The organism is Streptomyces sp. NPDC006476, from assembly GCF_040612015.1.
Taxonomy (GTDB): domain Bacteria; phylum Actinomycetota; class Actinomycetes; order Streptomycetales; family Streptomycetaceae; genus Streptomyces; species Streptomyces griseorubiginosus_B.
In genome coordinates, this window is the sequence record NZ_JBEXPK010000051.1 from 37021 (window position 1) to 60793 (window position 23773).

Annotated in this window: 20 protein-coding genes and 1 pseudogene; 10 read left to right on the forward strand and 11 right to left on the reverse strand. The window is 72.4% G+C overall.

Annotated features, from left to right (window positions below; all coding sequences use genetic code 11):
* Nucleotides 1-71 precede the first annotated feature (71 nt).
* Nucleotides 72-1724, reverse strand: a complete 1653-nt coding sequence (locus tag ABZZ74_RS38590; protein ID WP_356773163.1) for a DNA alkylation response protein — start codon at nucleotides 1722-1724, stop codon at nucleotides 72-74.
* Nucleotides 1725-1795: 71 nt separating this feature from the next.
* Here ABZZ74_RS38590 and ABZZ74_RS38595 point away from each other — a divergent pair, with 71 nt between their 5' ends.
* The gene (locus ABZZ74_RS38595; protein ID WP_356773165.1) at nucleotides 1796-2542 is read left to right on the forward strand and encodes a PaaX family transcriptional regulator C-terminal domain-containing protein; all 747 of its coding nucleotides are present in this window, start codon (nucleotides 1796-1798) and stop codon (nucleotides 2540-2542) included.
* A 41-nt stretch (nucleotides 2543-2583) separates the two neighbouring features.
* Here the strand turns inward: ABZZ74_RS38595 and ABZZ74_RS38600 are convergent.
* A pseudogene (locus ABZZ74_RS38600) lies at nucleotides 2584-2673 on the reverse strand (pectate lyase); the annotation flags it as partial.
* Nucleotides 2674-3029: 356 nt separating this feature from the next.
* Between ABZZ74_RS38600 and ABZZ74_RS38605 the strand changes: the two are divergent.
* From ABZZ74_RS38605 to ABZZ74_RS38615, 3 genes are all read left to right on the forward strand, one after another.
* Nucleotides 3030-3668, forward strand: a complete 639-nt coding sequence (locus ABZZ74_RS38605) for a hypothetical protein (RefSeq protein ID WP_356773167.1) — start codon at nucleotides 3030-3032, stop codon at nucleotides 3666-3668.
* Nucleotides 3669-3677: 9 nt separating this feature from the next.
* Nucleotides 3678-7928 (forward strand): cation-translocating P-type ATPase, encoded by a 4251-nt coding sequence (locus ABZZ74_RS38610; RefSeq protein ID WP_356773169.1) that lies wholly within the window; start codon nucleotides 3678-3680, stop codon nucleotides 7926-7928.
* Between the two features lie 123 nt (nucleotides 7929-8051).
* Complete coding sequence (locus tag ABZZ74_RS38615; protein ID WP_356773171.1) at nucleotides 8052-8228, forward strand: hypothetical protein; 177 nt, start codon at nucleotides 8052-8054, stop codon at nucleotides 8226-8228.
* Nucleotides 8229-8342: 114 nt separating this feature from the next.
* Here the strand turns inward: ABZZ74_RS38615 and ABZZ74_RS38620 are convergent, their stop codons facing one another.
* On the reverse strand, nucleotides 8343-9728 hold the full coding sequence (locus ABZZ74_RS38620) for a nucleobase:cation symporter-2 family protein (RefSeq protein WP_356773173.1): 1386 nt from the start codon (nucleotides 9726-9728) through the stop codon (nucleotides 8343-8345).
* Between the two features lie 123 nt (nucleotides 9729-9851).
* Nucleotides 9852-11189, reverse strand: coding sequence for an FAD-dependent oxidoreductase (locus tag ABZZ74_RS38625; protein ID WP_356773175.1), 1338 nt, complete (start codon nucleotides 11187-11189; stop codon nucleotides 9852-9854).
* A gap of 137 nt (nucleotides 11190-11326) precedes the next feature.
* On the opposite strand from ABZZ74_RS38625, the gene ABZZ74_RS38630 reads away from it, so the two are divergent.
* The gene (locus ABZZ74_RS38630; RefSeq protein WP_356773177.1) at nucleotides 11327-11839 is read left to right on the forward strand and encodes a DUF6214 family protein; all 513 of its coding nucleotides are present in this window, start codon (nucleotides 11327-11329) and stop codon (nucleotides 11837-11839) included.
* A gap of 28 nt (nucleotides 11840-11867) precedes the next feature.
* Here ABZZ74_RS38630 and ABZZ74_RS38635 read toward each other — a convergent pair whose 3' ends face one another.
* Entirely contained in the window at nucleotides 11868-12533 is a 666-nt protein-coding gene (locus ABZZ74_RS38635; RefSeq protein WP_356773203.1) for a DUF305 domain-containing protein, read from the reverse strand.
* A gap of 96 nt (nucleotides 12534-12629) precedes the next feature.
* On the opposite strand from ABZZ74_RS38635, the gene ABZZ74_RS38640 reads away from it, so the two are divergent.
* Nucleotides 12630-14132, forward strand: coding sequence for a hypothetical protein (locus ABZZ74_RS38640; RefSeq protein WP_356773179.1), 1503 nt, complete (start codon nucleotides 12630-12632; stop codon nucleotides 14130-14132).
* On the opposite strand, the gene ABZZ74_RS38645 is transcribed toward ABZZ74_RS38640, so the two are convergent.
* Nucleotides 14120-14812, reverse strand: a complete 693-nt coding sequence (locus tag ABZZ74_RS38645; protein WP_356773181.1) for a helix-turn-helix domain-containing protein — start codon at nucleotides 14810-14812, stop codon at nucleotides 14120-14122. The genes ABZZ74_RS38640 and ABZZ74_RS38645 overlap by 13 nt on opposite strands.
* Before the next feature lie 242 nt (nucleotides 14813-15054).
* On the opposite strand from ABZZ74_RS38645, the gene ABZZ74_RS38650 reads away from it, so the two are divergent.
* Nucleotides 15055-15303, forward strand: a complete 249-nt coding sequence (locus ABZZ74_RS38650; protein WP_356773183.1) for a DUF2630 family protein — start codon at nucleotides 15055-15057, stop codon at nucleotides 15301-15303.
* Nucleotides 15304-15321: 18 nt separating this feature from the next.
* Here ABZZ74_RS38650 and ABZZ74_RS38655 read toward each other — a convergent pair whose 3' ends face one another.
* The 4 genes from ABZZ74_RS38655 to ABZZ74_RS38670 form a co-directional block, all read right to left on the reverse strand.
* On the reverse strand, nucleotides 15322-16011 hold the full coding sequence (locus ABZZ74_RS38655) for an HAD-IA family hydrolase (protein WP_356773185.1): 690 nt from the start codon (nucleotides 16009-16011) through the stop codon (nucleotides 15322-15324).
* 9 nt (nucleotides 16012-16020) lie between these two features.
* Nucleotides 16021-16539, reverse strand: a complete 519-nt coding sequence (locus ABZZ74_RS38660) for a hypothetical protein (protein ID WP_356773187.1) — start codon at nucleotides 16537-16539, stop codon at nucleotides 16021-16023.
* Nucleotides 16527-17204 (reverse strand): phosphatase PAP2 family protein, encoded by a 678-nt coding sequence (locus ABZZ74_RS38665; protein WP_356773189.1) that lies wholly within the window; start codon nucleotides 17202-17204, stop codon nucleotides 16527-16529. The genes ABZZ74_RS38660 and ABZZ74_RS38665 overlap by 13 nt, the downstream gene beginning before the upstream one ends.
* Before the next feature lie 67 nt (nucleotides 17205-17271).
* The gene (locus ABZZ74_RS38670; RefSeq protein ID WP_356773205.1) at nucleotides 17272-17814 is read right to left on the reverse strand and encodes a DUF5134 domain-containing protein; all 543 of its coding nucleotides are present in this window, start codon (nucleotides 17812-17814) and stop codon (nucleotides 17272-17274) included.
* Between the two features lie 164 nt (nucleotides 17815-17978).
* Here ABZZ74_RS38670 and ABZZ74_RS38675 point away from each other — a divergent pair, with 164 nt between their 5' ends.
* The 3 genes from ABZZ74_RS38675 to ABZZ74_RS38685 all read left to right on the forward strand — a co-directional run bounded on the left by ABZZ74_RS38675 (nucleotide 17979) and on the right by ABZZ74_RS38685 (nucleotide 22866).
* Entirely contained in the window at nucleotides 17979-19652 is a 1674-nt protein-coding gene (locus ABZZ74_RS38675) for an FUSC family protein (protein WP_356773191.1), read from the forward strand.
* Nucleotides 19649-20188: a MarR family transcriptional regulator gene (locus ABZZ74_RS38680; RefSeq protein WP_356773193.1), complete on the forward strand. Its 540-nt coding sequence runs from the start codon at nucleotides 19649-19651 to the stop codon at nucleotides 20186-20188. Before ABZZ74_RS38675 ends, ABZZ74_RS38680 begins: the two co-directional genes overlap by 4 nt.
* A 125-nt stretch (nucleotides 20189-20313) precedes the next feature.
* Nucleotides 20314-22866 (forward strand): cellulosome protein, encoded by a 2553-nt coding sequence (locus ABZZ74_RS38685; protein WP_356773195.1) that lies wholly within the window; start codon nucleotides 20314-20316, stop codon nucleotides 22864-22866.
* Between the two features lie 13 nt (nucleotides 22867-22879).
* On the opposite strand, the gene ABZZ74_RS38690 is transcribed toward ABZZ74_RS38685, so the two are convergent.
* The gene (locus ABZZ74_RS38690) at nucleotides 22880-23635 is read right to left on the reverse strand and encodes a VOC family protein (protein ID WP_356773197.1); all 756 of its coding nucleotides are present in this window, start codon (nucleotides 23633-23635) and stop codon (nucleotides 22880-22882) included.
* Nucleotides 23636-23773: the final 138 nt, after the last annotated feature.

The following is a 23773-nucleotide window of genomic DNA, read 5'->3' on the forward strand; positions in this document are numbered from 1 at the left end:
TGATCGCGAGTGTGCACCACGCCACTGACAACGCAGTGGAATCGGGGGGTGGCGCAGTCCGGGGCTCGGTTTCAGCCGTCGGCGGGCAGTGCGCGCTCCAGGATCGTGTCCACGCCGGCGCCCTCGGGCAGGGTGCCGAAGGAGTGGCCCCAGTCGCCGCCCAGCCGGGTCGCGCAGAAGGCGTCGGCGACGGCGGGCGGGGCGTGCCGGACCAGCAGGGAGGCCTGCAGGGCCAGGGCCATCAGCTCCACCAGCCGGCGCGCACCGGCCTCGGACCCGGCGGCCAGCAGTCCCTCCAGCCGGACCACGGCCGCGTCCAGCCGGGCGTCCGCGCCGCGCGCCAGGGCGAGTTCGTCGAACAGGGCGTGGGCGGTGGCGGGTTCGCGCCTGAGCGCCCGCAGCACGTCCAGGGCGTTGACGTTCCCCGAGCCCTCCCAGATCGACAGCAGGGGTGCCTCGCGGTAGTGGCGGGGCATGCCGGACTCCTCGACGTAGCCGTTGCCGCCCAGGCACTCCAGGGCCTCCGCGGTGAAGGCCGGGCCCCGCTTGGTGACCCAGTACTTGCCGACGGCCGTCGCGATCCGCCGGAAGGCCGCCTCGCCCGCGTCGCCGCGGACCGCCCGGTCGGCGGCCCCGGCCAGCCGCAGGGTGAGCGTCGTGGCGGCCTCGGACTCCAGCGCCAGGTCGGCCAGGACGTTGCGCATCAGCGGCTGGTCGATCAGCCGCGCCCCGAACGCGCTGCGGTGGCGCACATGGTGGCCCGCCTCGACCAGCGTCTTGCGCATCAGCGTGGCCGACATCATCACGCAGTCCAGGCGGGTGCAGTTGACCATCTCGATGATCGTCTTCACGCCCCGGCCCTCGGGCCCGACCAGCCAGGCCACGGTTCCGTCGAACTCCGGCTCGGAGGAGGCGTTGGAGCGGTTGCCCAGCTTGTCCTTCAGGCGCTGGATGCGGAAGGTGTTGCGGCTGCCGTCCGGCAGGATCCGCGGCACCAGGAAGCAGGAGAGCCCCTCCGGAGCCTGCGCCAGCACCAGGAACACGTCGCACATCGGGGCCGAGGTGAACCACTTGTGCCCGCGCAGGGTGTACACGCCGGGCTCGGCGGTCGGGGTCGCCACGGTGGTGTTCGTGCGGACGTCCGAGCCGCCCTGTTTCTCGGTCATCCCCATGCCGGCGAGCAGACCGGGCTTCTCGGTCGGGACCCGCAGCTCCGGGTCGTAGTCCCTGGCGGTCAGAAGGGGTTCGTAGATCTTGGCCAGTTCCGGCTGGGCACGCAGGGCGGGAACGGCCGCGTACGTCATCGACGTCGGACAGCCGTGCCCGGCCTCGGTGTGCCCCCACACCAGTCCGCCCGCCGTGCGCACGACATGGGCGCCGGGGCGGGCGTCCGCCCAGGGCGCGCCCGCCAGCCCCTCCGCTACGGCGGCCCGCATCAGGTGGTGCCAGCTCGGGTGGAACTCGACCTCGTCGATCCGGTTGCCGTACCGGTCGTGCGTGCGCAGCACCGGTTCGTGCACGTTGGCCAGTTCGGCCCACTCCTGCGCCTCGGCGCTGCCGGCCCGCAGGCCGAGCCGGCGGATCTCCTCCTCGGCCCACCCGGCGCCCTCCCGGCGCAGCCCCTCGAGCAGGGCGGTGTCCCGGGCGGCGTCGTAGGGCGTCAACGGGGGCGGCTGGTTGGTGACGTCATGGGTCGCGTGCGCGGGCGTGGGTGTCGAGGCCATGCGGCCATGTTGCACCTTTTCTTCGACCGTAGCAATGTTGCAACAGGGAGGCGCACGTACAGTACGTGCCCATGCGCATGAACGTGTCAGAGCCGTCCGGCGAGGTCGACCTGCGGCCGCTGTCCGCGCGGTCGGTCGTGCTGAGCCTGCTGCTGGGCACGCATCCGCCGGAGCTTCCGGTGAAGGACCTGGTCCGCGTGGTGGAGCCGTTCGGGGTCGGCGGCTCCACGCTGCGTGCCGCGCTCAGCCGCATGGTGAACGCCGGTGACCTGCGGCGCGCGGACTCCGTCTACCGGCTCAGCGACCGGCTCCTGGCCCGCCAGCGCCGCCAGGACGAGGCCGTGGACGCCCGCACGCGCGCGTGGGACGGCGACTGGGAGATGGTGGTGATCACGGCGACGGGCCGCGGCCCCGCCGAACGGGCCGACCTGCGCGCCCGCCTCACCGCTCTGCGACTGGCCGAACTCCGCGAGGGCGTCTGGCTGCGCCCCGCCAACCTGATCCGCCGCGTGCCGGAGGAGGAGCTGGCACCGGTGGCCCAGTCCTACACCGCCCGGCCCGACCGTCCCGCGCGTGAACTGGCCGCCGCCCTGTGGCCCTTGGACGCCTGGGCCGCCACGGCTCGCGCCCTCCTCGCCCATCTCGCCGAGGCCGATCTCCCGGCCGACCGCTTCACGGCCTTCGCGGCGGTCGTACGCCATCTGCTCGCCGATCCCGTACTGCCCCCCGAACTGCTCCCCGCCCACTGGCCGGGCGCGGCCCTGCGCACCGCCTACGCGCGGTACCAGCGGGAGATCACCGGAGCCGTCACCCGATGACACGGCGGCCGTACGAACGAACGGCGCCTACTTAACGGCGCCTACTTATAGGTGATGTCCGAGCTGGAGTACTTGCAGCAGGTCCCGTCAGGACCAGTGCCGTTCTTGGGCGGCTCGGCGCCGGTCACCGACGACCGTGATCTTCTTCAGGGTCGCGCTGTCGCCGCGGACGCCGCCGGTGCCGAGGTCGCCGCTGCCGTAGAGGCGCTCCCGTGTGTCGTGATCATGGCTGACGTGAGCCCGAGGGCGGCCAGGGCGCCGAGAGGCGCGCGGCGACTCGCACGCACGCGCGCGTGCTGCTGAAGTCCCGCTTCACGCTCAACGGGACGGCCTGTGCGACGGGTTGACGCCCTCCCGGGAAGCCGCGGGCGAAGTGCCCGACTTCGGGCGCCGCGCCCGAATTGCGCTTACTCCGACCGGGTGACCAGGCTGTGAGTGGGAACCCGACGTGTTTAGGCGAGCGACGTCATACGGATCGAGGACAGTCATGGCTCGGCAGGAGCGACAGTCGTCGTCGGCCACCCTCCCGGAGCCGCTGCGTAACGCGGCGTCCGTGTTGCGGAAGGTGCCCGGCGCGGGAATGGTGAGCAGGGCGACCGAGGGGGCCCTGGACAAGGTCGGAGCGGTGTCGCCGCGCGGGCGGCGGATGGCGGTGTACGCGGGCGCGGGTGTACTGGGTGTCGCGGGCGTCGTGGAGTGGCCCGTCGCCGTCACCGGTGCGGCGGTGGCCTGGCTGACGCAGCCACGGCCGAAGCAGCCCAGCGGCGGGAACGCGGTGAGCGCCGAGGACGGCGCACCCGCGGTGGAGGAGGCGATGAGCACGCCCGTCGGCACGGAACCGACGGCCGGCGGGGCCGTACCGCCGCCCGTCACCGAGGTGACGGCACCGCTGGGACCGACACCCACACCTCCGGGCGCCGAGTCGGCACCCACGGGAACCGCCCCGGTCACCGACGCCCCCGGGCCCATCTCCCCGCACCCGGGCGCCGAGGCGGCCCCCGCCGCGCCAGGCCCGGCCGCCGATGTTCCCGGACCGACGGCACCGGATCCCGGAGCCCCCGGTCCGGCCGAGCCCCTCACGGGGCGGAGCGACGCGCAGGAGCAGCCCCACCGCACGACCGACTGAGGGCGCGCGATGGTGCTGGGAGCGCTGTCACGTCCGGCCGTCGCTCTGGTGGGATGGGCGGCGGTCGGGCCCCGGTTGCTGGTACGCGGGGCCGCGCCCGCGATGGGTGCGGCCGCCGGGGCGGCGGCCGGCACGGCCCGCGCAGGTGTACAAGGCGCGGACGGCGCGAAGTACGTCGTATGCGCCGTCCGCGCCTCGCTGCCGCGCGGTCCACGCCCCTGGCGGTCCGGCGCCCGCGCCCACCTCGCCCTGCGACCGGCAGACCCGGACCCCGACCTCGCGGACGGCGGGCGGGAGCACCGGATCCGACGGGTCGTCGAGGCGCTCGCCGAGCACCCGGACGTGGCCTTCGCCTACTGGGACGGAGGGCTGGAGCGGCTGGTGGTGGCCGCCGTGGAGGAGGAGGCCGGCGACCGGGTCGTGGACGAGGCGGTCGACCTCGCCGCCCGGCACGGACTGACCCAGACCGACGAGGACGTCGAGGACTTCGGGCATCCGGCGGATCCCGCCGGGGTCCGGGCCGCGGCCGAGGCGCTCGGCGCCGACGCCGCCGGCATAGCGATCGGCGTGGCCGGATACCTGCTGCGCCTGCCGCCCTCACCGCGCCAGGTGACCGCCCTGGTCACGCTGCTGCGCGAGAACCCCTCCGTGCGCGGCTGGCTGCGCGACCGGCTCGGTCGCACCCGGATGGACCTGCTGCTGGCGGTCCTGAACGCGGCCGCGCACGGCGCCGGCAGGACACCGACGGCCCTGGTGCTCGACGGCGTCCTGCGCAGCCTCCAGCTGGCGGAGACCGTGGCGCGCACGGCCGCCTTCGAGACGGTGCACGACGACGTGTGTTCACCCGGGCGTCCGGGCGTCGCCGCCGGCCACTCACCCCGTCCGCCCCTGCGCACCTCCCCGGCGCAGGAGTACGCCACCAACGCCTCGGCCGGCAGTCTGCTCGGCGCGGTGGCCACCATGCTGGTCAAACACAACGGGACGGAGGCCGCCGAAGCGGTCCTCGCGGGTTCCCCCAAGGCCGCGCGCTACGGGCCCGCCGCCTTTCACGCCGTCCTGAGCACCACCCTGTCCCGTGGGGGCGTCCTGGTGCGCAACACCGAACGGCTGCGCGAGCTGGAGATGGCCGGCACGGTCGTCCTGCACCCGAGCGCGCTGCTCGATCCGGACGGCGAAGCGGACGCGTGGGCCGAGCCGGTGCTGGACGCGGCCCGGCGCGCCGGGCTGAGCGTCGTGCTGGTCGACGACCCCGCCCTGTCCGACATCGCGGGCCTCGCCGACCGGGTGGTCTCGCGCGACCGGCCGCTGAGCGAGGTGGTGCGTGAGCTGCGCGAGGAGGGCGACACCGTCGTCACGGTCGCCCGCCCCTGGTCGGCGGACGACACGGACGTCCTGGCCGGGCTCCTCGGCGGTGACATCGCCGTCGCCCTCGCCGACCACGACAGCGCCGTCGTCTGGGGAGCGGACGTACTGGCCCTGCACGGCCTGACCGACGTGTGGCGACTGCTCACCGCCATCCCCGCCGCCCGAGGGGTGGGCCGCCGCGCCCAGGTCCTGGCCCGCTCCGGTGCCGCGCTGTCCGGGCTGCTGGTGGCCGTCGGCGAGACCCGCAAACCCAGCCGCACGCCCTGGCCCGGCCTGCGGCACACCCCGGTCGACGTGGGCGCCGCGGTGGCCCTGTTCTCGGGGGCACGCTCGGCCCTGCGGGTGGCCGCGACACCCGTCCCGCATCCGCGTCCCCGCGTCGCCTGGCACGAACTGGACGCCGAGGACGTCCGGACCAGGCTCGAGGGGACACCGCACGAGCAGGAGCCGGAGCCGCAACCGGCCGACGAGCCCGGCACCGGGCACCCCCTGCTGGTGCCCCTGCGCTGGTCGGGGCAGCTCTTCCACGCGGTGCGCGAGGAACTGGACGATCCGCTCACCCCGGTCCTGGCCGTCGGCTCGGCCGCCGAGGCGATCCTCGGGTCCGCCGTGGACGCCCTGCTGGTCGTCGGCGCGCTCGACCTGAACGCCCTCGTCGGCGGAGTCCAACGGCTGCGCGCCGACCAGGCCCTGTCCAGTCTGCTGGCCGGCCAGAAGCAGAAGGCACGGGTCGCGCCCCCGGAGGACGACGCCGAGGACGAACCCCGGACCGTCGACGCGGCCAGGCTCCGGCCCGGCGACATCATCGAGCTCAAGACCGACGACGTGGTGCCCGCCGACGCCCGGCTGCTGTGGCAGGACGGTCTGGAGGTCGACGAGTCCGCGCTCACCGGCGAGTCCTTGCCGGTGGAGAAACAGGTCGACTCCACCCCGCATGCGGCGGTCGCCGAACGCCGCTGCATGGTCTTCGAGGGCACCACCGTCGCGGCCGGCAACGCCCGCGCCGTCGTGGTGGACACCGGCGAGCGCACCGAGGCCGCCCGCGCCGTCCACCTCGCCGCCCGTACCCCTCCGGCGCCGGGCGTGCAGGGCAGGCTGCAGGAACTCACCCGTCGCGCCCTGCCGTTGACGCTGGCCGGCGGGGCCGCGGTCACCACGCTGTCACTGCTGCGCGGTACGCCCATCCGCGAGGCGGTCAGCGGGGGAGTGGCCGTCGCGGTGGCCGCCGTACCCGAGGGGCTGCCGCTGGTGGCGACCGTGGCACAGCTTGCGGCGGCCCGGCGGCTGAGCCGGCGCGGTGTCCTCGTGCGCACCCCGCGCACGCTGGAGGCGCTGGGCCGGATGGACACCATCTGCTTCGACAAGACCGGCACGCTCACCGAGAACCGGCTGAGGCTGGCCCGTGTCGCCGAGACCGACGGCGAGGTCCTCGCCGCCGCCGACGCGACCGAGACCCAGACGCTGCGCTCCGCCGCCCGCGCCTGTCCGCGGCTCAACGGCGGTACGGACCGCCCGGTGCACGCCACCGACGAGGCCGTGCTCGACGCCGCCGGGCCCGACCCCGAGTGGACCCAGCTCGAAGCGCTGTCGTTCGAGGCCGCCCGCGGATACGCCGCCGCGGTCGGCCGGGTCGGCGAGGGACCGCGCACGTTCGTGGTCAAGGGCGCCCCGGAGACGGTACTGCCCGCCTGCTCCGAACTGCCCTCCCACGCCTGGGACACGGCGCATGCCCTTGCCGCCGACGGACTGCGGGTCCTGGCCGTGGCCGAGCGGTGCCTCGACGACGGCGCTCAGGACGCCGACGTACTCGACGCGCCGCTCGGGGACCTGGAGTTCACCGGCCTGCTGGCGCTCGCCGACGCGCCCCGGGAGACCTCGCCCGCGCTGATCCATGGCCTGAGCGAGGCGGGCGTACGGCCCGTCATGCTCACCGGGGACCATCCGCAGACCGCCCGCAGCATCGCCGAGGAGCTGGGCTGGCCGGCGGACACGGCCGTTGTCACCGGCGAGGAGCTGACGGCGGCCGACCGGTCGGCCGGGGCGGCGATGCTGCGGGACGTGGGAGTCGTCGCCCGGGTCGCGCCCGAGCAGAAACTCCAGGTCATCGAGGCGTTCCGGGACGCCGGCCGGGTCGTGGCCATGGTCGGCGACGGTGCCAACGACGCCGCCGCGATCCGCGCAGCCGACGTCGGCGTGGGCATCAGCGCCCGTGGCTCGGCCGCCGCCCGCAACGCCGCCGACCTGGTGCTGACCGAGGACGATCTGTCGGTGCTGATCGACGCCGTCCACGAGGGGCGGGCCCTGTGGCACAGCGTCGCCGACGCCATCGCCATCCTGATCGGCGGCAACGCGGGCGAGGTGGGCTTCGGCATCCTGGGCACCCTGCTGGGTGGCCGGGCACCCCTGTCGACCCGGCAGATGCTGCTGGTCAACCTGTTCACCGACCTGTTCCCGGCGATGGCGGTGGCGGTCACGCCGGACGAGGAGGCGATTCGGGCGACCGCGGACTCGCCGGAGGACACCTCCGACGTGCTGGGCGCGCCGCTGATCCGGCAGATCCGGCACCGGGCCATCGGGACCACGCTGGGCGCGCTCGTCGCCTGGCTGTTCGGCCGGTTCACCCCGGGCACCGGGCGCCGCTCCAGCACCATGGCCCTGTGCGGTGTGGTCGGCACGCAGCTGGCGCAGACCCTGCTGGACCGCCGGGACAGCCCCCTGGTGCGGTTCACCTCCCTGGGGTCGGCCGTCGTTCTGGTGGCCCTGGTCCAGACCCCGGGCGTCAGCAATCTGTTCGGCTGCACCCCGCTCGGCCCCCTCGCGTGGGCGGGCGTCGTGGCGGCGATCGCGCTCGCGCTGCTGGGCCAGCGCGTCCTCGTCCGTCGGGAGCAGGGGTGACGAGCGTGGTCACAGGATGTTCGCAGCATGAGTGCAGAACTCCCGCGCGTCCCCCCGAAGACGTTTGACCGGCTCTGGTTTATTGCTCGTCGGCCATGAACCCGCCGCACGTCTGGGGCACGCATGAATTCGAGTGAGTACGACCGTCTGCCGGTGTACGACAGTCTGGTGAGGGAGCGCGGCGACGTCGTGACGGAGACCCGGGAGGTGGCCGAGCGGGCGCAGCACCAGGCGCGGGAGGCCCTCAGCGGCCACACCAACCCGCCGCCCGGTCACCCCCAGGGGGCCGTGTCGTCCTGACCCGCACGAACCGGCGGTACTGGGCGGGCACGCGCACGCCGGCACCGAGTTCAGGGGCCGCACGCCGCGTCCCCCGCCGGGCCGTAACAGCCGGCGGCAACCAGGTGCGACGGCCTAGTCCACCTCTTCCCGGGACTCCTCGACGCCCTGCTCGCCACCGCCACTCGGCAGGCCGTCCGGCTCGGGGACGGAAGTCGTCTTCGTGGGAAGGTGGTTGAACAGCAGGTTCAGGACGATCGCCGTCAGGCATCCCGCGCTGATCCCGCTGTCCATCACCGTCTGGAACCAGTCCGGGAACTTCTCGTACACCGTCGGCACCCCGACCGGCAGCATGCCCACCGCGACCGAGACCGCCACCACGGTGAGGTTGTGGTTGTCCCTGAAGTCCACCTGGGCCAGCGTGCGCAGACCGCTCGCGGCCACCGTCCCGAACATCACCAGACCGGCGCCCCCGAGCACCGGCGCCGGTATCGCCGCGACCACCGCGCCCAGCTTGGGCAGCAGACCGAGCAGCACGAGGATGCCGCCCGCCGCGGCCACCACCCAGCGGCTGCGCACCCGGGTCATGCCGACGAGGCCGACGTTCTGCGCGTAGGCCGTGTAGGGGAAGGTGTTGAAGACGCCGCCCAGCACGGTCGACAGACCGTCGGCCCGCAGACCGTCCGCGAGGGAACGCGGCTCGACCCCGCGCCCGGTCATCTCCCCGACCGCGATCAGGTCACCGGTCGTCTCGGTCATCGTCACCAGCGCCACCACCAGCATCGAGACGATCGCCGAGACGTGGAACGTGGGCGCACCGAAGTGGAACGGCGTGCTGATGCCCACCCAGTCCGCGTCGCCGACCCCGCCGAAGTCCGTGAACCCGAAGGGGACGGCCACCGCCAGGCCCACCGCGATACCGATCAGCACCGCGATCCGGGCCAGGAACGCCGGCGCGAACCGCTGCACACCCAGCACCATCAGCAGCACGAACAGGGCCAGGCCGAGGTTCTTCGGCTCCCCGAAGTCCTTCGAACCGGCGCCGCCCGCCGCCCAGTTGCCCGCGACCGGCAGCAGCGAGACGCCGATGATCAGGATCACCGTGCCGGTCACCAGCGGCGGGAAGAAGCGCAGCAGCCTCCCGAAGACCGGCGCGAGCAGTACGATCGCCAGCCCCGCCACGATCACCGACCCGTAGATCGCGGGCAGTCCGCCACCCGTCGTCCCGATCAGCACCATCGGCGAGACCGCGGCGAACGTACAGCCCTGCATGATCGGCAGCCGCACCCCGAACCGCCAGAAGCCCACGCACTGGATGAGCGTCGCGATCCCGCACACCAGGAGGTCCGCGGTGATCAGGTACGCCAGATCCGCGGGTGACAGCTTCATCGCCCCGCCCACGATCAGCGGCACCGCCACCGCGCCCGCGTACATCGCGAGCACGTGCTGCAGCCCGAAGGCGGCCAGCTGCCGTACGGGCGGGACCTCGTCGACGGGATGGACGGGCGCGGGTGTGGTCATGGGGACTCCAGAGCGGCGGAGGGGACATCCGAACAGGACGCGACCGTAAGCGGATTGAACAGTTCGTTGATTGCCGGGGTGTTGTCGCTCTGTGTACTGCCCACCCGTCCGCGTCCGACTCCGCTACGTCGCGCGCGCCGCCGCCAGCAGCGAGTCCCAGTCGGCCAGCTTGACCACGCCCCGCCCCAGCGAGGCCCCGAGCGCCGCCTCCGCCCGCTCGATGGCCTGCCAGCCGGCCCAGGTCACCGGGTCGACGCCCGCCACGGACAGCGCGGCCACCGGGTCGTCGGGCACGTCCTTGCGTACGAGCACGTCGGCGTCCTCGAGCAGGGAGGTCACCGTCTCCTTGGCGTCCGGCCGGTTGGTGCCGATGACACCGGTCGGGCCCCGCTTGATCCAGCCGGCCACGTACTCGCCTGGCACGACTACGCCCTCGCGCAGCACGCGCCCCGCGAGATGCGGCACCGTGCCGTCGGCCGGGTCGAACGGCAGCCCCTCCAGCGGCACTCCGCGATAGCCCACCGAGCGCAGCACCAACTGAGCCTCGACGTCCTCGAACGCGCCGGTGCCCGTCACTCCGCCGTGCCCGTCGGGAGCCGTGCGCTCGAAGCGGACCGCGCCCACGCGGCCGTCGTGCGCGAGCAGTTCGACGGGGCGCAGGAAGAAGCGCAGCCGGATGCGGCGCGGGGCGTCCAGGGGCGGCACCTGGGACCAGCCGCGCAGGACCTCCACGTTGCGCCGCTGGGCCGCGGGCAGCGCGGACGGGTCGGCGCACGCCGGGTCCAGCGCCAACTCGTCCGGGTCGACGACGACTTCGGCGCCGGGCAGCCCGCTCAGCTCGCGCAGCTCCTTGGTGGTGAAGCGGGCCTGGGAGGGGCCGCGCCGGCCCACCATGTAGATGTCGGTCACCTGGCTCGCGGCGAGCGCGCCGAGCGCGGCCTGCGGCATGTCGGTCGGGCTCAGCTCGTGCGCGCCGCGGGCCAGCATGCGCGCGACGTCCACCGCGACATTGCCCACGCCGATGACGACCGCCGACCGCGCGCCCCGCAGGAACCCGTCGTCGGCGGCGTCCGGATGGGCGCTGTACCAGGACACGAACTGCGTCGCCGACCAGCTGCCGGGCAGGTCCTCGCCCGGAATGCCCAGATGCCGGTCGGTCGCGGCGCCCACGCAGTACACCACCGCGTGGTACAGCTCCCGCAGCCGCGCCGTCGGCACGCCACCCGGGCCCACCTGCACGCCGCCGAGGAACCGCACCCGCTCGTGCTCCAGGACCGTACGCAGGGTGTTCTGCAGGGACTTGATCTTCTCGTGGTCCGGTGCGACCCCGTAACGCACCAGGCCGTAGGGACAGGGGAGCCGGTCCAGGACGTCCACGACGACGTCGGGGTCCAGCTGGGTCAGGCTCTGGGCGGTGTAGACCCCGCTCGGCCCGGAGCCGACGACGGCGACACGCAGCACGGCGGAACTCCTCACGGCGGGAGATCGCTGACGCCCCCAGCATCGCACCGCGCGTGCTCGGCTGACAGGGTGCAGGCGCGCCACACCCGTGCGTGTCCCGTTCGTACGCAAAGTGATCATGCGGTTACGTTGCGTGTGTGCTAGAAGCATCCTTTCTTAATCTTTCTGATCGTTGTCCGACGGACGGCGTCGTCTCCGTGTGGCCCGCGTGGGAAGTGCGGGAAGACAGGGGCAGTACGTCCTGGTTCACCGTGCGGCTGGCGTTCCCCGACGGTGCCCGCGTCGACGCGCTCGCCGTGGTGAGCGAGGGATGCGTCTCCCTGGAGGACGTACGGGCCCTGCCGGCCCTCTCCCTGGACGACCTCGCGGTCCTCGCCGACTGGATCGAGGAACCGATCTTCGAAGCAAGCGGCCTCGCACCGGAACCGGCCGGCGACCCGGCACCCGGCCGCCGGGCCCGCCCCACCTGGCCCCGCGGTCTCGAAGGCCGCCGCCTCGTCGCCGAGGAGTACCGCGCGGCCCAGGAAGACGGCTACGACCCCGTGCTCGCGGTGATGCACGCAACCGGCCACAGCCGCCGAAGGACCCTCCGCCTGATCTCCCAGGCCCGCGACGCGGGCTACCTGACACCGGGTCACGCCCGCCGCTGACCTCCGACGACGGAGGTGTCCTCCGGCGTCACAGCAGCGTGCGCATGCGGGTGATCTCTGTCGTCTGCTGGGCCACCACGTCGTCCGCCATCTCCTCGATGAGGAGGTTGTTGCCCTGGGCCTTCACATCCGTGGCCATGGTGATCGCGCCCTCGTGATGAGTGATCATCAGAGTCAGGAAGAGCTGGTCGAAGGCCTTGCCCCGGGCGGCGCGCAGTCGACTCAGCTGCGCCTCGGTCGCCATGCCGGGCATGGCCTCGTGGGTGTGTCCCGCGGACTTCTCCGCCTTGCCGTGCGTCGTCAACCAGCCCCGCATGGCGGCGATTTCGGGGCCCTGCGCTGCAGCGATGCGTTCCGCCAGCCGCTTCAGCGACGTCGACTCCGCACGGTCCGGGGCGAGTTCGGTCATCTCCAGTGCCTGGCGGTGGTGCTCGATCATCATGCGGGCGTACGAGACGTCCGCGGAGTTGGGTGAGTCGTCCTCGGCGCGCTGCGCGGCGGCGTCCGCGGGGGACATGGTCCGGTTCCGCTCACCCGGACCGCCCGGCACGATCACCGAAGGCCCGTCGGTCGGCGGTGACTTGGCCTGGGACGCGGACTCACAGGCCGTCAGGGCGAGCAGGGTCACAAGAGTCAGGAGCGCCGACGAAGCCCTGGCGCCTGCCCTCCTGCCTGACCTGTCGAAAACCTTCATTGCGATTTCGTTGCCCTCTATTGATCTGCCCATGGCGAAGACGATACTTCGGTGATGCGTGAACCGTTCCGACACGGATGGAACAAGGGAGAAACAGTGATCCTGTCCAACGCGTCCCGAACGCGGCACAGACGCCTGGGAGTTGCCGCCACCGCGGCCGGACTCCTGGCCGCCCTGCTGACCGCGGGCCCGGCCGCTGCGACCCCCGACCCGGGGGACACGCCGGCCACCGGCAAGGCCGTGTCCAAGACCGCACGGGAACAGGCCGCCGAGGCCATCGCGAGCGGTGAGATACCCGGCCAGGACGAGAGCGTCCACTCCGCCAACATCCAGCCCCTGGCCAACATCCCCAAGGACGCCCTGCCCGGCACCAACTCCGACCTGGCCTTCCAGGGCAGATACGCGTTCGCCGGCAACTACGACGGCTTCCGCATCTTCGACATCGGCAACCCGAAGGCCCCGAAGACCGTCGCGCAGGTCCTGTGCCCGGGCTCGCAGAACGACATCTCCGTCTCCGGCGACCTGCTCTTCCTGTCCACCGACTCCTCGCGCAGCGACAGCAGTTGCAACAGCACCACCCAGCCCGCGACCGAGAAGTCCTCCTGGGAGGGCATGAAGGTCTTCGACATCAGCGACAAGCGCAACCCCAGATACGTCGCCGCCGTCGAGACCGCCTGCGGCTCCCACACCCACACGCTGGTGCCGCAGCGCCGTGACGTCTACGTCTACGTCTCCTCGTACTCGCCCAGCGCCGCCTATCCCGACTGCCAGCCGCCGCACGACGGCATCTCGGTCATCAAGGTCCCGCGCAACCACCCCGAGAAGGCCGCGGTCGTCAACTTCCCGGTCCTCTTCCCGGGCGACGGCCCCGACGGCGGCGGCAACCCGGGCGCGCCCACCAACCCGGGCGTCTCCAAGACCACCGGCTGCCACGACATCACCGTCCTGCCCTCGCAGGACCTGGCGGCGGGCGCCTGCATGGGCGACGGGATCCTGTTCTCCATCAAGGATCCCGAGCACCCCAAGGTCATCGACCAGGTCCAGGACAACGTCAACTTCGCCTTCTGGCACTCCGCCACCTTCAACCAGAAGGCGAACAAGGTGGTGTTCACCGACGAGTTGGGCGGCGGCGGAGCGGCCACCTGCAACGCGGCCGTCGGCCCGAACCGCGGCGCCGACGGCATCTACGACATCGTCGGCAAGGGCGACAAGCGCAAGTTGGTCTTCCGCGGCTACTACAAGATCCCCCGGCATCAGGCCGACACCGAGAACTGCGTCGCCCACAACGGCTCGTTGATCCCGGTCAAGGGGCGGGACATCATGGTGCAGGCCTGGTACCAGGGCGGTGTCTCGGTCTGGGAGTTCACGGACTCGACGAAGCCGAAGGAGATCGCCTACTTCGAGCGCGGCCCGCTGACCACCGACACGCTCACCGTGGGCGGCGCCTGGTCGGCGTACTACTACAACGGCCACATCTACGCGAACGACATCGCCAAGGGCCTCGACGTCCTGAAGCTCACCGACCGGCGCACGGACCCGGCCCAGCGGGTGCGCCTGAGTGAGCTCAACGTCCAGTCGCAGCCGGACTACTTCGACTGAGCGGGCGACGGGCCGGGCTTCTCGTCCGGCCCTTCGCCGGTGGCGAAGTAGCGGGACAGATCCGTCTGGTGGGTCCCGCCGGACGCTTCCCCAGTGTCCGGCGGGACGCCCATCTCCCAGTCGAGCCGATAGCGCTTGAACAGCTCGGCCCGCAGGGTGGTGATCGGCATCGGCACGTTCGGCAGGACCATCGCGTAGACGGCGCCCATCAGTTGGGAGCGCAGCATCGGATAGTCCGCGTCCCCGGAGCCGTGCCGGGCGACGGTGTCCCGCAGCAGCTCGGCCAGCCGCTGCTGCTCCGGGCACTGCACGAAGCCCTCCGCCTGCAGCAGCCCTGCCATGTGCTGACGCATCAGCACCGGCCGCTCCCGGGCCAGGCCCAGGATCGCGTCGATGGCCCGCGCCATCCGCTCCCGTCCGTCCTCGGTGCGCGGCTCCCGCTCCAGCCCCTCCTCCAGCGTCCGGTGCATCAGCCGGTGCACCGCGGACTGCACCAACTGCCGCTTGCCCGGGAAGTAGTACGACACCAGGCCGCGCGCCGAACCGGCCCGGTCCGCGATGTCCGCGAGCGTCGTCGCCTCGTAGCCGTGCTCGGCGACCATCTCGACAGCCGCCTGCAGGAGCCGCTCCCGGGAACGTCTCCGCAACTCTTCATTGACCGAGGCGCTGCGCGGGGACATGCTGTAACTCCTGCGTTGACTGGCTGCCAGCCAACTATACTCAGCATGACCGGTCCGCCGCTTTCGCGGGCCTGGTCAGTGCTGCCGTCCGTCTGGGGCGACGCGGGGGATCGTCTCAGGCGGGCGGTCTCTTCGCCCGATGGTTACCTCGGGCGACTTACTTGGGCTTTCGCGCATCCGTCGCACGGCCGCCGCGCCGTCCCTAGAGTGGTCACGAGTGTCGACCGGAGGAGCGTGCGGAGATGGAACAGGACCAGCGGATCCTGGCGAGGATCACGGAAATGGTCGAGGACGAGCGCAAGCTCCGTGAGTCCCTCGCGAACGGCGAGATCGACAGCTCGACGGAACACCAGCGGCTCGCCCAGCTCGAGGTGGAACTCGACCGGTGCTGGGACCTGCTGCGACAGCGGCGCGCCAAGGCGGAGTTCGGGGAGAACCCGGACGACGCGCAGGTGCGGCCGTCCTCGCAGGTGGAGGGCTACATCGAGTAGGGGAGCACGGGCGGCCGGTCAGTCCACCAGGTCGAGCACCCGGCGCAGCGCGTCGGGGCGCTCGTGTGCCGGCAGATGGTCGACGAAGTGCACCTGGCAGCCCAGGTCGGCGGCCCCGCCGTCGGCCTCCCGGTTGTCGCCGACCATCAGCGCCTCGTGCGGTTCGACCTCCAGCGCTTCGCAGGCGACCGCGAACAGCCGGGTGTCGGGTTTCTGGATGCCGTGCTCGTAGGACAGCACGTACGCGTCCACGAACCGGTCGAGGTTGTACGCGTCGAAGATCGGCCGCAAGTCCCACCCGATGTTGCTGACCACGCCGATCCCCAGCCCGCGCTCGCACAGCGCGTACAGCACCTCGGCGGCATCGGGATACGGCGTCCACGCCGCCGGCGTCATGTGCCGGTCGTACAGCGCGTCGTACAACGCCGGGTCGGGCAGCGGCACTTGGCGGGCGAGCCCGGTGTAGGCGGCCCGGTGCGACTCGGCGCTCTCGTCCCGGACCCGCCACAGCTCGGCGAGTTCGCCGGGCAGCCGCTGCGGAGCCGCCCCGCCCGGCAACGCACCCGCCACCTCCAACCCCTTCGCAGCCTGCGCCAACTCCGCCTCCGGCAGGGCGACTCCGACCTCGTCCAACGTGGCCCGCAGCCAGGACTCGGTGGACTCGATACGGAAGAGGGTGCCGGAGAAGTCGAACAGAACAGCAAGCATGAGTGGATCTTACGGGGCGATGTTCCAGCGTGCGGGAAGCTCCCCACCGCAGAAGACACAGACGAAGTCGCCTTCCCGAACGATGCCGACCTCCGCACACGCCGGACATCGCCGGAACACCACCTCGTGTGTGAACCCGCCGGGATGCTCGAGGCCCAGGGCCTCCAGGGCGGCGCGGACGGAGTGCCAGGAGTCGAGGTCCGGGCAGTAGCCCGTGGACTGGTTGGTGACGTCCTCGACCGCCCAGCCGCCCGATCCCCGGGTCAGTCCCAGCTCACCTGCGGCGAGGACCCGTCCGCCGCCGGCGCAGGCCACATGCTCGCTGCGCCGTGGCGCCAGCCGCAGCAGGCCGTCCAGTCCGATGACGTAGGTGAAGGGTTCCGCGGCCTCTTGCGCGCCGCGCTCGGTCATCCAGACGTCCAGGTCGGCGGACGTGCGGATCGCCCGTCCCCCGGCGCCCCCTCCTGCCTTCGGCCGCAGTTCCTCCGGCCCGATGTAGCCGTAGCCCCGCGTGCTCACGGAGCCCATCGCCGGTGTGCCAGGGCGGCCAGTACCACCAGCAGCGCGCCCAGCAGCCAGCCTCCCAGTACGTCCGACGGCCAGTGGACGCCCAGCCATACGCGGGTCAGGCCGACGCCGACCACCGAGACGACGGCAACCGTCAGGGCCGTACGCCACAGGGTGCGGCCCGTGCCGTGGCGGTGCAGGAGCCACAGGAGGAGGCCGCAGACGACCGTGGCCGTCATCGCGTGGCCCGAGGGGAAGGCCGCGTAGTGGGCCGAGTCGACGGGGTCCGGCCACACCGGGCGCGGTCGGTCGATCGCGGCCTTGAGGGACTGCTGAACCAGGGAACCCACCGCGACCGTGACCGCCAGCCACAGCGCCGTCCAGCGCGCCGAGCGGCGCCAGACCAGCCACACCACGACGACCGCGGTGACCAGGCGCATCGTCCACGGGTCCCAGACCCAGTCCGTGAGGACGCGGAAGGCGTGGGTGAGGCCGGGTTCGTCGACGGCCCAGCGGTGCGTGGTGCGGGCGATGTCGGCGTCGGCGTCGATCAGGGGGCGCCACTTCTGCGCCACCGAGATGAGCAGGAGGACGGAGGACAGGGCAAGGGTGAGCAGGAGTGCGGCGCGCGGGGCCACGTGTTGGGTTGGCGCGCGGGGTGGGGCGTCGACGGGCGGATGGTGCATAAGACGATCCTCGCCGCCCGGTCGTGCCTGAAACCCGCTCCGGTGGTGCGGGCTCGGCCCCCGCCACTCACAGCGTGATCAGCATCGCCACCATCGCGATCCCCATCGACAGCCGGCACGCCCGTGCGACCTCCGGCCGGTCACCCCATCCCGCCGAGCCGCCCCCCGCGGCGACCGGAACGAGTCGGACGCCGGAGAGCAGGACGTATCCCATGAAGTAGAGCAGCAACACCCCGGTCACCAGCGGCACTCCGGACGGTCCTCCATGGCCGGCATGGTGCTGGGGCGAGGCCGCCATGACCAGTGCCATGTAGACCATGGCCGACGCGCCCACCAGATGGTGCAGATGGTGCGCGCCGGTCCGCGCCGCCCAGAGCGCGCGCAGCGCCGCGGCGCCGAACACGGCCGCGTAGACGGGCCAGGCCCATGACGGCGGGCTGAACACCGCCGCGGGTACTGCCATCGCGGCCATGCCGAACCCCATCAGCGCCTCGCCGCCCGCGGCCCGGCGCTGCTCCTCGACGGTGCTGCGCATCCGCAGCAGACAGTAGGCCCCGGTCGCCGCACACAGCGCGACCAGCAGCCAGCCGGGCGAAGCCGGTCCGTGCACGCGCACCTCCCTGCTCGACGGTGTCGACAGTCCGTCGATGCCCGGGCCGTCCGGCGCGCACGCGAGCGCAAGGATGTACACGGGGAGCATTCGAGGGAGCACGGTGGGTGAGCCGTGGCGTCCAAATTCGTTCACGGGTAAAACACCTGCTAATGTTATGTCACATGCCATCCGCGACCGCCCCCTCCACCCCACGCCCCCGCCGCCGCCTCCCCTTGGCAGGCGTCCTGCGTCTCGGCCGGCCTTCGGACATCTGGTTCAAGCCGGCCCTCAGCGTGATCGCCTCGGTCGCTCCGCCCAACCTCACGCTCCTGGCCCTCGGCCGCCTCGACCTGGCGATGTACACCATGGCCGGGTCCCTGTGCGCCCTCTACGCCCACAACCGCCCCTACGCCGCCCGGGCCCGCGCCCTCGCCTGGGTCGTCCTCGGCATGGTCGGCGGCCTCGCCGTCGCCCTGGTCACCGCGTCCCTCACCACGAGTGCCGTCGTGCTCGTCACCGTCGGCGCGCTGCTGGCCGCCGTGCAGAAGGCGCTGTGCGACGCGACCCGGATCGGCCCGCCCGGCCACGTCGTACCGACCTTCATCACCTCAGCCGCCCTCTTCGCCCCGCAGACCCTCGTCCAGGTCCCCGGCCATCTCGCCCTGGCCCTCGTGGCGGGAGCCTGGGCCTGGCTCGTCGGCATGGCGCCCGGCCTGCTGCGCCCGCACGGCCCGGAACGCCGGGCCACCGCCCAGGCCCTGAACGCTGCCGCCGCCCACGCGACCGCTGCCCAATCGACCGCCGTCCACGCCACCGGTGAGGCCGACCCTCGCTCGCGTGCCGCCGCGGCCGCCGCCGTCCAGGCCGCCTGGCAGACCCTCCTCGCCACCGACGACACCCCCACCCGGCGCGCTCTGGAACGCCTTGTCGTCCGCGCGGAGGTCGCCCTCGCCGCCCCCGACGACACCGACCCGCGGCGACTGCGGGCGTGGGCCCGCGAGCTGTGCGGCACCGGACCCGTCCCCGACCTCGACGACCCGCAGGCCGCCGACGAACTCCTCGGAGTGGAAGCCGAACTGGCCGTCCCCGCCCGCCCGTTGTGGGCGAGGCTCGGCCCGCTCGCCCCCATCGCCGTCCGTACCGCCCTGGGCTGCACCCTCGCCGGTCATGTCTCCCTCGCCCTCGGCCGCCCCTACTGGGCGCTGGTCACCGCCGCCTCCCTCTACCAGGCCAACCTGGCCCTCACTTGGAGCCGGGGCATCCAGCGCGTCGTCGGCAACCTCCTCGGCGTGCTCCTCTTCGCGGCCGTGGCTCCGCTCGCCCATGCCGGTCAGGTCTTCCTGGTCCTGTTCTGCCTGGCCTTCAACTTCGGTGCCGAGGCGCTGATGGGCCGCAACTACTGGCTCGGCACCGTCTGTGTGACCCCGATGGCGCTGCTCATCACCGAGTTCGCCCACACCCAGCAGCCCGGGCAGCTGATCACCGAGCGGGTCGTGGACACGGTCGTCGGTGCACTGGTCGGCTTCCTCGCCGCCGTCGCCGTCACCAACCGGCGCGCGGGCGACCGCGTCGAACACGCGCTGACCGCCGCCGAGCGCGCCCGGGAGCACGCCGTCCGGCTGCTCGCCGAGCCCGCGCCCGCACCCGCCGACCTGGAGGCCGCCCGCCGCGGTCTCGCCGCCGCGCTGGCCGACCTGCGTGCCACGGCCGACGCCGCCGCCGGCGAGTGGTGGCAGCGCGCCCTGCCCCAGGAGCGGGTCGTGCGCGCCGAGCGGACCGGACACCGTACGCTCGCCGCGACGGTACGGCACCCGGGGCTGCACGGGACGACGAGCGCGGAGGGCATACGGCCATGACGGCACCGAACGGACGCCAGTCGGGCGCGACCAGGGGCGACACCGTCTCCGCGGTGGTCCGGCAGTGGCGGGCCGTCCATCCGGACCTGGACACCGGCCCGATGGAGGTGATCGGCCGGATCAACCGCTGTGCCGCCCTCCTCCAGCAGGCCGAGGACGCCCCCCTGCGTCGCGCGGGCCTCAGCCGCCCCGAGTTCGACCTGCTCGGCGCACTGCGCCGCACCGGCCATGAGCTGACCCCCGGCGAACTGGCCCGGGAGACCTTCTCGTCGGGCGCCGCCGTCACCAAGCGCCTCAAGCAGCTCACCGAGCGCGGCCTGGTCGAGCGTCGCGGTGACAGCCGTGACCGCCGCGTCGCCCACGTCCGCCTCACGGACGCCGGACGCGCCCTGGTCGACGGACTCCTGCCGGAGCAACTCGCCTACGAGACCGCCGTACTGTCCGTGCTCGCTCCGCAGGGACAGGGCGAACTCGCCGACCTCCTTGGGGAGTTGCTCGCCAGACTGGAGGGAAGCCTCGGCGCGCTGCGCGCCTGAGCGACGGTCCCGCAACTTTCGGTGGCCGGACACCCGTTGACGTGATCGCCGTGAACTCCCTACGTTCGATCCGGCCGGTTCGAAGAATCGACTGGCGTACGAGATGTCGAACGAAAGAGGATGCCGTGGCAGCAGAGACCCTCACGGTCGATCTGGGCACGGAGACGGGCCCCTTCCACGGCGGCGCGAGCGGCACGCTCTACGGCCTGTACGGCGACGGTGTGCCCAGCCGCGCGGTCGTCGAGGGCATGTACGTCCGCACGGTCGCCACCAAGGCCCAGGACGGCATCCAGCATCCCGGCGCCGACGCCCTGGAGATCCTTCCCTCCTTCGTCGCGGCGGGCGGCAAGGACGTGTACGTCTATGTCACCGACTTCCACCGCGGTTTCCCCTACGAATGGCCGGGGGCCACCGGGGAGGAGAAGCTCGCCACCCATCTGGAGATCGTCCGCCGTCAGGTCGAGCAGGCCATGACCCTGGGCGCGCTCAGGTCCCATCTGGTGTGGGTGCCGTTCAACGAGCCCGAGGGCAACATGTTCGGCACCGGCGAGTGGAGCTACGACCAGGTCTCCTGGCACACCGAGCCGGGCCCCTACTTCGCCGCCTGGCAGCGGGCGTACCACCTCATCAAGGGCATCGACCCCGAGGCGCGGATCGCCGGTCCCAACACCTGCATCCTCTACCCGGAGGTGCGCGGCTTCCTCGAGTTCGCGCGCGACCACGACGTACTGCCCGACGTGATCACCTGGCACGAGCTGTCCTCGCCGGACGAGGTCCGCACGAACGTGGCCAAGTACCGGCAGACGGAGCGGGAGTTGGGCATCGGTCCGCTGCCCGTCAACCTCAACGAGTACGCGCACAACTACCACCTGTCCGTCCCCGGGCAGATGATCCAGTGGATCGCCGCGCTCGAGGAGTGCAAGGTCGACGCCGACATGGCGTACTGGAACATCGCCGGAAACCTCAACGACTCCGCGGTGGAGGCGAACAAGGGCAACGGGCAGTGGTGGCTGTTCAACGCCTACGGACAGCTGACCGGGAACACCGTCCAGGTCAGGGCGCCACATCCCAACGCGCAGTACACGCTTCAGGGCGTCGCCGCGCTCGACCGCGACAAGCGGCAGGCGCGGCTGTTGTTCGGCGGTACGAGCGGCGCCGCGGACCTGGTCTTCGAGGGCGTCGACGCCGAGATCTTCGGCAACCGCGTCCATCTGCGGCTGCAGGAGATCCCCTGGACCGGCCAAGTCGGCTCCAGCGCACAGCCGTTGCGGCTGCGGGAGGTCGAACTGCCCGTCGTGGACGGTCGGGTGCGGCTGCCCCTGACCGACCTGGACGAGATGTCCGCCTACCAGCTGACCCTCGCACCCGGCGGCAACGGAGCCACCCTCCTTTCCCCGTCGGTGGGTTGGCGGCACACCTACGAGGCCGAGGACGCGGCCCACACGGGCGGCGGCCACTCGGTCAACGGTCCCGAGGGCTCCCCGTCCGACGTCGACAAGTTCGCCACCTCCGGCGGCTATCACGTCGGCGGCCTGCGCACCGGCTCCGACCTCGTCCTCGCCTTCGACGTCGAGGTCCCGCAGGAGGGGACGTACGACCTCCGCGTGTTCGCCAACTCCCACAACCTGGCCGACCTGGTGAGGGAACAGGGGTCGACCAACGTCTTCCTGCGCGTCGACGGCGGGCAGCCCCGCGAACTCCGGCTGCCGCTCGGCTACAAGTGGGCCGTCTGGGGCCACACCGACACCCGGGTCGAGTTGACGGCCGGCCCCCACCGCATCACCCTCGCCGCCCAGGACCCCGACCTCGGCGTGACCAAGGGCGACGCGGTCGTCGACAAACTGGACCTCACCCTGCGCGAGGACCGTCAACAGGACGTCTACGACGCCGAGTTCGCGGCTCTCGGTGGCGGGGCGCGGGTGAGTTACGACGAGCCGGGTGCCTCGGGCCCCGGTGCCGTCGTCCTCCCGCACAGCGCCACCGTGACCTTCTGGGTGCACGCCGATGACGACGGCGAGGCGACGGTGACGGTCGATCTGCTCGGCCCCGGAGAGGGCCTGCTCTCGGTGAACGGCGAGGACGTAGGCGCCGTGGCGCACGGCCCCGTCCCCCTCTTCCTGGCCGGTGGCATCAACAGGGTCACGGTGACCGGCACTTCGGAGCGCCTGGTCGTGGACCGGCTGCTGGTGGAGCCCTCGCGCGGCCTGCTGCCCAGCACCCGGGTCCCCGCCGCGGAAGGCACCCTGACCGGCACCGTGAAGGTGGCCGCGTACCCGTACGCGACGGGCGGGAAGGCGGTCGACGGCATCGGAGCGGGCGCCGCGAACGCCCTCACGGTCACCGTCACCGCCGACCGCCCCGGCCGCCATGCGCTCACGATCCGCTACTCCAACGGCGAGCAGGCACCGGCCACCCACTACAACCCGGATCCGGTGTGCCGTCACGCCGACATCTCGGTCAACGGAGCCGCCCCGCAGCGTGTCCTGTTCCCGACCACCTTCCACTTCGGCAACTTCTGGAACCTCTCCGTGCCCGTCACCCTGGTCCGGGGGCCCAACACCATCACCTTCACCGCCGACGAACTGCCCGACTTCGACGGCCGCACCAAGAACGCCCATGGACAGCGCTCCGCCCACGCCCCGGTCGTCGACCGGATCACCGTGACTCCGCTGGCCTGAGCGTGCCGACGGCTCAGGTCTCCGCGTACACCCCGAACATCGCCCCCTGCGGATCCCGCAGCACCCCGATCCGCCGGACGTCCCCTACGGACCTGGGTTCCATCAGGACGGTGCCGCCGGCCGCGGTCGCCGTGGCCGCTGCCCCGTCCACGTCGGCCACCGCGAAGTACGGCAGCCAGTGCGGCGGCACCTCGTGCGGGAACTTGTCGTCCATCGCCATCATGCCGCCGAAGTCCGCGCCGTCGACGCCCCACTGGGTGTAGTGCTCCGAGGCGTTGACGCTCCAGCCGAAGACCTTCGTGTAGAAGTGCACCGCCCGCTCCGGGGCCCTGGTCAGCAGTTCGACCCAGCCGAGCGAGCCGGGCGCGTTGAACAGCCCGGCGCCCGGGAAGGACCGCGCCTGCCACATCTGGAAGACCGCGCCCGTCGGATCGATCGCCACCGTGAAACGGCCCACGTCGAACACGTCCATCGGTCCGAGCAGCACGGTTCCGCCCGCAGCCGTGACCTTCCCGGCCGACTCGTCCGCGTCCCGCACCGCGAAGGACACGTTCCAGGCGACGGGCTGCGACTCCTGGTACAGCGGGGACAGCGCGGCCACCGCCGCGTCCCCGAGATGTGCGACCGAGTAGCCGCCCGCCTCCTGCCGGGGATCCGTCTCGGCGCGCCAGCCGAACAGCTCCGCGTAGAACCGCTTCGCGCCCTCCAGATCGCTGGTCCCCAGCTCGGTCCAGCAGGGGCCACCGGTCACCGGTTTGTCGAGCTTCATGGGGTTCCTCCGCAATGGGTCCGAGGCCGGTCCTCTCCAGCACGCTAGTAGCGTGTCGCTGCTTAGTTCCGGTGTGTGGGGCTGAAGGGTCGGCGTCTGGCAGATTTCCCTGCCTCTGCCTGATAGGACGGCGTTCAT